Source organism: Microbacterium sp. Bi128 (genome assembly GCF_918698205.1).
This window is the reverse complement of record NZ_CAKKMM010001340.1, coordinates 1-1391: the sequence shown is the minus strand read 5'-3', so window position 1 is coordinate 1391 and position 1391 is coordinate 1. Positions and strand designations below refer to the sequence as shown.

The 1391-nt window shown below is 68.8% G+C and carries 1 pseudogene; it reads left to right on the top strand.

Annotated elements, in window-relative coordinates:
* Positions 1 to 1391 (top strand): annotated as a pseudogene (locus tag LQV45_RS32570) (glycoside hydrolase family 65 protein); the annotation flags it as partial.

Here is a 1391-nt window from a genome sequence, read left to right as displayed (position 1 = left end):
CGATCCCTGGCAGCTGGTCGAGACCGTTCACCTCCCCGGCAATGCCGGCACCCTGGAGACCCTGTTCAGCCTCGGCAACGGGCACCTGGGCATCCGCGGCGCGCACTGGGGTGCCGCGGACGCCGAACTTCCGGGCAGCTTCATCAACGGCTTCCACGAGACCTGGGACATCAAGCACGCGGAAAACGCGTACGGCTTCGCCCGCACCGGCCAGCGGATCCTCTACGTCCCGGACGCCAACAACTTCACCGTCATCATCGACGGCGAGCCGCTGAGCCTGGAGGAGTCCACCGTGCTGGACTACCGCCGCTCGGTGGATTTCGCCACGGGTATCTACGAGTGCCGGATCACCTGGCAGTGCCGTTCCGGTGCGACCGTGACCACCACCGAACGGCGCGCCGTCGGTTACGCAACCCGCGGGGCGCTGGGCATCAGCCTCGAAGTGGCCGCCGACCGGGATATCTCCGCGGACGTCACGTCCTCGGTCATCAACCGCCAGGACCAGCCGGTGGAGGACCACTCCGCCCATGATCCGCGCCGCGCCGGCCGGCACGCGGGCCGTGTGCTGCTGCCCCTGCGGCTCGACGGCGGGGACGGCTCCCTGCGCCTGTCCTGGGAAGCCTCGGAATCCAAGCAGCGGCTCGGGATGGCCGTGGATCACTGGACCTCGGCCGGCGTGCAGCCGTTCGACACCCAGGTGGACCAGGACGACAGCAGCGTGCGCTACGTGCTCGCCGTCAGCGCGGACGCACCGTTCGTGCTGGAGAAGAGCGTCAGCTACGCCGTGGGCCAGGCCGCCGAGGACCTCGCCGACAACGCCGAAGCCAGCCTCAAGCCGGTCAGCGAGATCTTCGCCGAGAGCGAGGACCACTACCGCGCCTACTGGAGCACAAGCGACATCGTCCTTGCGGGCCAGACCGAGCTCCAGCAGGGCGTGCGCTGGAACCTCTTCCAGCTCGCGCAGGCCACGGCCTGCGCCGACGTGGCCGGCATCCCGGCCAAGGGCGTGTCCGGCTCCGGCTACGACGGCCACTACTTCTGGGACCAGGAGGTGTACCTGCTGCCCTACCTGACCTACACGAACCCGGGCAACGCCCGCCAGGTCCTGGAATTCCGCCACGACCTCCTGCCCGAGGCGAAGATCCGCGCCAAGGAACTCAGCGTCGACGGCGCCCTCTTCCCCTGGCGCACCATCAACGGACTCGAGGCCAGCGCCTACTACGCGGCCGGCACCGCGCAGTTCCACATCGCCGCCGCTATCGCCTTCGCGACCAACCGGTACATCTGGGCCAGCGGGGACACCGAGTTCCAGGCCACCCTGGGCTCCGATCTGCTGATCGAGACTGCACGGATGTGGGTCTCACTCGGCTTCTTCGGCAAGGACGGACTGT